The sequence below is a fragment of the Frankia sp. CcCS3 genome (genome assembly GCF_977927575.1).
This window is the reverse complement of record NZ_CDWRCL010000053.1, coordinates 14,082-19,842: the sequence shown is the minus strand read 5'-3', so window position 1 is coordinate 19,842 and position 5,761 is coordinate 14,082. Positions and strand designations below refer to the sequence as shown.

The window sequence follows — 5,761 nt, the reverse complement described above, 5'->3', positions numbered from 1 at the left end:
TCCACGGCCAACCCCGGGACGTACTTACCAAACAGGCCCTAGTCGCCCGGGGTAACTTCGCCTATTGGATGGGTCAGGCGGGAGACCCCGCGATGGCCCGTGACCAGTACGCCGCCCTGCTCCTGATCCACCGGCGGGTCCTCGGCCCCGGCCATCCGGACACGTTGCTCGACCAGCGCAACCTCGCCCACTGGACCGGTGAGGCGGGGGATCCCGCGGGTGCCCGGGACCAGTTCGCCGCGGTACTGGCGCTGTTCGAACGGGCGTTGGGACCCGAGCACCGCGAGACCGTGGCCGCCCGCACCGAGCTCGCCGTCTGGACGGCCCGGTGCCAGCCGTCGTAGGGCAGGGCGGTGCCCCCTTCGGCCTTGGGCGGGCGGCCTTGGGCGGGCTGGTCCGGGGCTGAGCAGGGGAACGCGGCTGCGATCCTGGTCAGCGGCGAAGCGTCAGCGTGCCGTCCCGGACGGTTCCGGCCAGTGTGGTTTCGCCGGTCCAGGTGACTCCGGAGGCATGCTCGGGACTCGGTAGGTCGGCCGGGTCCAGTCCGACAAGCCGCAGTGCCGGCCGGCCGCACTGCGGCGGGTAGGAACCGGCGAGCCCGGTGCACAGGTAACTGGCCCCGTCCGGCCTGATGAGGACGTACCCGCGGACCGTCACCTGCCGGTCAGGCGGGGCGGCGAACGCACCCGCCACATCCAGCACCCTGCCCGGTGCCGGCCCGGTCGGTTCCGCCGGCCCGGCGTTGATCGGACCGGCGCACCCGACGAGCACGCAGAGCAGGAGGGGGAGAAGGGGGAGGGAGACAGGGGGGAGGCGTGTCACGGCGCCCTCCTCCGGCGCGATGAAAATCACGGTAAATTCGAAAAAAAGGGGACGCGCATTTCCCGCGTCCCCCCGGCTGTGGCCAGCCTACAGATTCGCGGTCGCGTAGTACAGGTCGCGCACCTCGTTGCCGAAGTACGGGCCGTTCCACTTGTACCGGACGCCGTTGGCGTCCCAGAACACCCAGCTGTTGACGGAGTCGAGGTATCCGAACGTTCCGTCGAAGTCGTCCAGCCAGGGTCCGCCGCTGGCACCCTCGGTCATGTTGCAGTTGATACCGACGAAGCCGCCGTCGTTGTACGTCGTCCCACTACAGTATTGCAGGGAGAGCCCGTTGAACGGCGCCCGATCCGGGTAGCCGAACTGGTAGACATACTGCACCAGCGGGAAGTTCCATTCGATTCCCTGACCACCGACGACGTTGACGATGTGCTGTCCTGAAGCGTTGGTGTTCAGCACTGCGACGCCGAAGTCGTAGGAACGGTTGGCGTTCTGCACCCAGCTGCTCCAGCTCCAGAGCTGGCGCGCGGACCACACGCTGTAGGGCGCGTTCCCGTTGTTGTAGCGCGGGACGAAGACCCAGTTGGTGAACCAGGCCCCGCCGCCGCCCGAGTTTACGCAGTGGCCGGCGGTGAACACCAGGTTCTTGCCGCCGCTGTTGACGGTGCCGCCCGAGCAGGAGTAGCTGACGCCGCTGCTGTCGGTGAAGAGGACGTGGTGGTCGGCGGGCTGGTCGTCGAGCCGTACCAGGGTGCCGCGGTCGGCCCGAAGCCTGGCCCGCCGCCAGCTGTTCCCGGTGCTGTTCCCGGTACGGGCTCAGTGACATGCGGGTTCACCCGCTCGGCCGGGCCGCCGCGCACCGCCGGCCCCTGTTCCTGGACTTTGCCGCTATTCGCCTTGCTCGGGTCCACCGGCTTGGCCTCGCGCATACGATCTGACGTCCAGAATGTGGACGCCTCCCGTGCCCTACCGTTGGCTATGGAGTCGAAATGAAATAACTTGCGCGTTTCGAACCCTCCACGGGCCTGTGACCTGCGATGATGCTCTCGATCACGTATTTGTTACTTCATTACGTCCCCTATGTCCGGCCCGGCGACCGGTCCAGCCTTCGCCGCACCCGACCGGGCTGCTGCGCCACCCGGATCCGCGACCGCCGGAAGGCCGTAGCCAAGCCCGACGGTCAGGGCTGTCGCAGCTGCAAGCGCAGCCGAACGGGACCATGTGAGACGAGATTTCACTCCGCGCCATCCTCGATTCTGCATTACCGGTCCGACGTCGCATCGAACTCGGCACGCATCGTGGCAGGAGTGCGGAACAATCGGGCTTGAAACCACTGACGACACGCCGGGCTCCATGTCTGCGCCGGCGACGGAGATCGCGAGAATTCACCCGATGACGGCATTCATGCCGCACACCGGCCGTTCAACCGATGCCCTCCATTCGAGACTGGAACCGCGCCCTCGCCGACTGGTCCGTGCGACGGACTGGTGGCAGCCGGTCAGCCGACCGCCACCAGGGCTCCACCCAGGGAAGGAACGACGACCTGTCAACGTCACCATTAGCGGCCCACGTCAATGCTTGTGCATATCCGCCGTACAGCACGCGTCCCTCCCCCGCGTCGGGCGCTATCGCTCCGGAGCGAGGCGCACGGGTAGGACATCCCAGCCGTAGACGATGAAGGAGTGAATCGTCAGAGTAACAGGGCGCCGACCTTTCCTACGTCCCGTCGGAGTGCGGTGCAGCGGCCAGCCGTCAAGGGATTTCCGTTCACGAGCCAGTGAACACAAGTCTCTCGAATTTGAACTACGAGTCGATGGAAGAAATCAGGCTGTGGCCCGCCTGCCGCGAATCGCTATGCTGGCCGGGTGGCACGTCCCGGTCCACGGCGCCGGGGACCTGAGCGCGACGCGGGTCGCCTCGGCCAGCGGGAGCTATCACCAGATCCAGCCTTGAGAGAATACCATCGGGTACCGTTCATGACGTTCATATCGGCTTTGATCGACAGAATCTGCTGTACATCGGCATCCTGTCGTCAAGGTCCGGATGGCCCGTCCCGGGCTGCACAAGGCAGCCGATCTCAGGCCGCACCGATGTGGCCAGGCTCTCAGGCCACCATTAGAGTGATCTCCTGGATGCGGTAACAGTACGTCGCGAAGCGACAGCGCCTCGCCATATCCCTGTCGCAATACCTTGAGGAGGAGATCCATGTTCGGTCTGACGGTGCGGTTCGAGGTACGCCCGGACACGGCGGACGCGTTCGACGCGTTGGTGGCCGAGACGGTGCCGCTGATCGCCGCCCACGAAACCGGGACCTTGATCTACACTACCCATCGGGTGACCGGCGACGACAATGCCCGGCTCTTCTACGAGCTCTACCGCGACCGCGAGGCGTTCGAGGATCATGAGAACCAGCCGCACATCCACCACTTCGTCGCCGAGCGGCAGGATCTGCTCACCGGTCCCCCGCGTATCGAGTTCATCACACTGACCTCGGGCACCGGGCTTCCTACGATGACAGGCGCCTGAGAACCCGGCACCTGCCGGTCCGTTCTTCACACGCCCTGGGCCGGAGCCGCTGATGCCGCTTGGCCCAGCCCAGCCCAGCCGGGCAGGAAACCCGCGTCGGCGGACCGTCCGCCGACCAGGCCAGGAGGGTGACGCATGAAGATCGGTTTCATCGGACTCGGCGGAATGGGCGGCGCCATGGCGCGCAATCTGATCGACGCCGGCCACACCGTGCTGGCCTGGAACCGCTCACCGGATCCCGTCACCGAACTGGCCGCCGCCGGTGCGGTCCCCGCCAGCATCTCCGAGGTGTTCGCCACCGGAATCGTCCTCAGCATGCTGGCGGACGACCAGGCCGTCACCGATCGCCTGCTCGATCCGCGGGTGCTGACCGCCGCGCCGGCCGGAGCACTGCATGTGAACATGGCCACCGTCAGCACCGCGCTGGCGATCCGTGCTCGGCGTGAGCACGCCGAGCACGGGCTGCGCTACCTCGCGGCTCCCGTCTTCGGCCGGACCGACGCCGCCCGCGCCGGCAACCTCACCATCGTGACCAGCGGCGATCCGGACGCGATCGCCGAGGTTCAGCCCCTGTTCGACGTCCTCGGCCGGCGAACCTGGACGGTCGGCGACGCGCCGGAACACGCCAACCTGGTGAAGATTCTGGGCAACTATCTAATCGCCTGCAGCATCGAGGCGATGGCGGAGGCGAGCGCCGTCATCGAGGCCGGCGGGATGAACCCGGCCACGTTCATCGAAGTACTCACCGACAACCTGTTCACTGGCCCGGTCTTTACCGGCTATGGCCGCATGATCGGAAACCGGGATTACGAACCCGTCAACTTCCGTCTCCCGCTCGGGTTGAAGGACGTCCAGCTCGCGCTGGCCTCAGGGCTGGAACGGAACGTTCCGCTGCCTTTCGGCGGCGTGCTGCGGGACGCCTTCGTCGACGCGCTGGCGCACGGCCAGACCGACCAGGACTGGGCCGCGGTGGCCGAGACGGCCCGCCGACGCGCCGGGCTCGCCTGATCCACGGCGCCGGGCCGCCACTGCACCGCACTGCACCGATCTCAACGAGCGCAGCACGGACGGGATGTACCTGGCCGAGGACTGTACCCTTGGCCGATCGGTTCCCGCATGGGCGTCACTACGGCTGGCGGCTGTCGTCGTGGTGCTTCTCTGGCTCCGCCGGCACCGGGCCGGACTGCGTGGCCCGGTGATGCGGTCCGGTATCGGCGGACAGCAGGCCGGGCATGGACGCTCCGGTAAGAGCGGGCGGCGAGAAACCCGCGCCACGGCGGGCCGCGGAACCATACCAGCGGTCGTCGTCGAAACCGCTCTCGTCGTCGCTGCCGTCCGGACCGTCCCCGCCGGCGTAGTCCCAGCTCGACGACCAGTTGTCCGACGAGGACTCGACGGAGGCATCGGAGGCGTCCGAACTCGCCCAGTCGAACTCACCACGACCGAACACGAACGAGCCACCCATCGGACGATTCTCCGGTATTGAGCGGTGCACGGACACCGACGCCGACGCCGAGTCGACGACACGCGGGATCACAAGCCAGGCAGTGATGTTGACCCCCACGACGACGAGGATGATGACAATCGGGACCAGATAGCTGTACTCAGGCGGCAGCATGACGGCAAGCGCCGTCAACCCTCCCACCAGGAGGGCGACGCCCGTGGAGATCGCCGCGAGGAGCCGGGCCATAGGCATGTTCCTATCGCCGTACGGCCAGCGACGCCCCCGATCGACGTCAACCCGACAAGCCAGGAGGACGGTTTGGTGACGTGCATCCCGCTTGCACCGTCCGTCCTCACATCATGGGCCGATCTCACATGCTCGGAGAGCCACCCGACCGCGGCCCTCCGTATGTGGCCACGTGCTGACGCCCCCCGCTCCCCCTGGATGGCTTCACGGCTGGACGGCACCAAGACCACCGCATGACGTCAGCGTAGAAGCACGGGGCGACCTCGGGAATCGCGTCGCATCGGCACCCGGAGACGGCCCGGAGACATCGAGGATGCGACTGGGGTGCCGCGGATCGGGGACGGATGGGAACGACCCGGACACCTCAGCCGCGTCCTCAACATACCTGTTCGATAGCTAGTAGTCACTGATCGATTACAGGCAGTTCTAGCCTACACTCCGTTTGGCGTGCCTGTACCCGTATGGCGTACCCACCCGGGCACGGCTCCTCGTGGACGATCGACAGACGGACCACGCGTTTCCCGCGATACATCGACGAAAGATCGCGTTCCGGACCGGGCGGAGGTCATCGGGCGATCCAGCGGACCGGGACGATTCCCGGATGTCGAACCGGCCACACCCCGGCCCCTCGCGGCACGCGGACGCCTTCACCTGGGTAAACAACGAGGTATGACGCACAGGGGACGTAATGAAGTAACAAATACGTGATCGAGAGCATCATCA

At 66.8% G+C, this 5,761-nt stretch carries 6 protein-coding genes; 3 read left to right on the top strand and 3 right to left on the bottom strand.

What is annotated here, in order from left to right:
- Nucleotides 1-344: tetratricopeptide repeat protein (locus AC08OQ_RS07440; RefSeq protein ID WP_476611963.1), on the top strand; the 344-nt coding region annotated here is incomplete at its 5' end.
- Between the two features lie 88 nt (nt 345-432).
- On the opposite strand, the gene AC08OQ_RS07435 is transcribed toward AC08OQ_RS07440, so the two are convergent.
- Together AC08OQ_RS07435 and AC08OQ_RS07430 are read right to left on the bottom strand one after the other, a co-directional pair.
- Nucleotides 433-822: a hypothetical protein gene (locus AC08OQ_RS07435; RefSeq protein WP_476601670.1), complete on the bottom strand. Its 390-nt coding sequence runs from the start codon at nt 820-822 to the stop codon at nt 433-435.
- A gap of 87 nt (nt 823-909) precedes the next feature.
- Nucleotides 910-1,461 carry a trypsin-like serine peptidase gene (locus tag AC08OQ_RS07430; protein ID WP_476601669.1) on the bottom strand — a complete coding sequence of 184 codons (552 nt, stop codon included), beginning with the start codon at nt 1,459-1,461 and terminating at the stop codon, nt 910-912.
- A gap of 1,566 nt (nt 1,462-3,027) precedes the next feature.
- On the opposite strand from AC08OQ_RS07430, the gene AC08OQ_RS07425 reads away from it, so the two are divergent.
- Both AC08OQ_RS07425 and AC08OQ_RS07420 read left to right on the top strand, forming a co-directional pair.
- Complete coding sequence (locus tag AC08OQ_RS07425; RefSeq protein WP_476601668.1) at nt 3,028-3,348, top strand: putative quinol monooxygenase; 321 nt, start codon at nt 3,028-3,030, stop codon at nt 3,346-3,348.
- A gap of 135 nt (nt 3,349-3,483) precedes the next feature.
- Nucleotides 3,484-4,356 (top strand): NAD(P)-dependent oxidoreductase, encoded by an 873-nt coding sequence (locus tag AC08OQ_RS07420; RefSeq protein ID WP_476601667.1) that lies wholly within the window; start codon nt 3,484-3,486, stop codon nt 4,354-4,356.
- A gap of 118 nt (nt 4,357-4,474) precedes the next feature.
- Here AC08OQ_RS07420 and AC08OQ_RS07415 read toward each other — a convergent pair whose 3' ends face one another.
- Nucleotides 4,475-5,038 carry a hypothetical protein gene (locus AC08OQ_RS07415; protein WP_476601666.1) on the bottom strand — a complete coding sequence of 188 codons (564 nt, stop codon included), beginning with the start codon at nt 5,036-5,038 and terminating at the stop codon, nt 4,475-4,477.
- Nucleotides 5,039-5,761: the final 723 nt, after the last annotated feature.

What these genes read in the sequence shown, in the direction of transcription:
- AC08OQ_RS07425 (WP_476601668.1), top strand. Translation starts at nt 3,028, where the DNA reads ATGTTCGGTCTGACGGTGCGGTTCGAGGTACGCCCGGACACGGCGGAC.
- AC08OQ_RS07420 (WP_476601667.1), top strand. Translation starts at nt 3,484, where the DNA reads ATGAAGATCGGTTTCATCGGACTCGGCGGAATGGGCGGCGCCATGGCG.
- AC08OQ_RS07415 (WP_476601666.1), bottom strand. Translation starts at nt 5,038, where the DNA reads ATGGCCCGGCTCCTCGCGGCGATCTCCACGGGCGTCGCCCTCCTGGTG.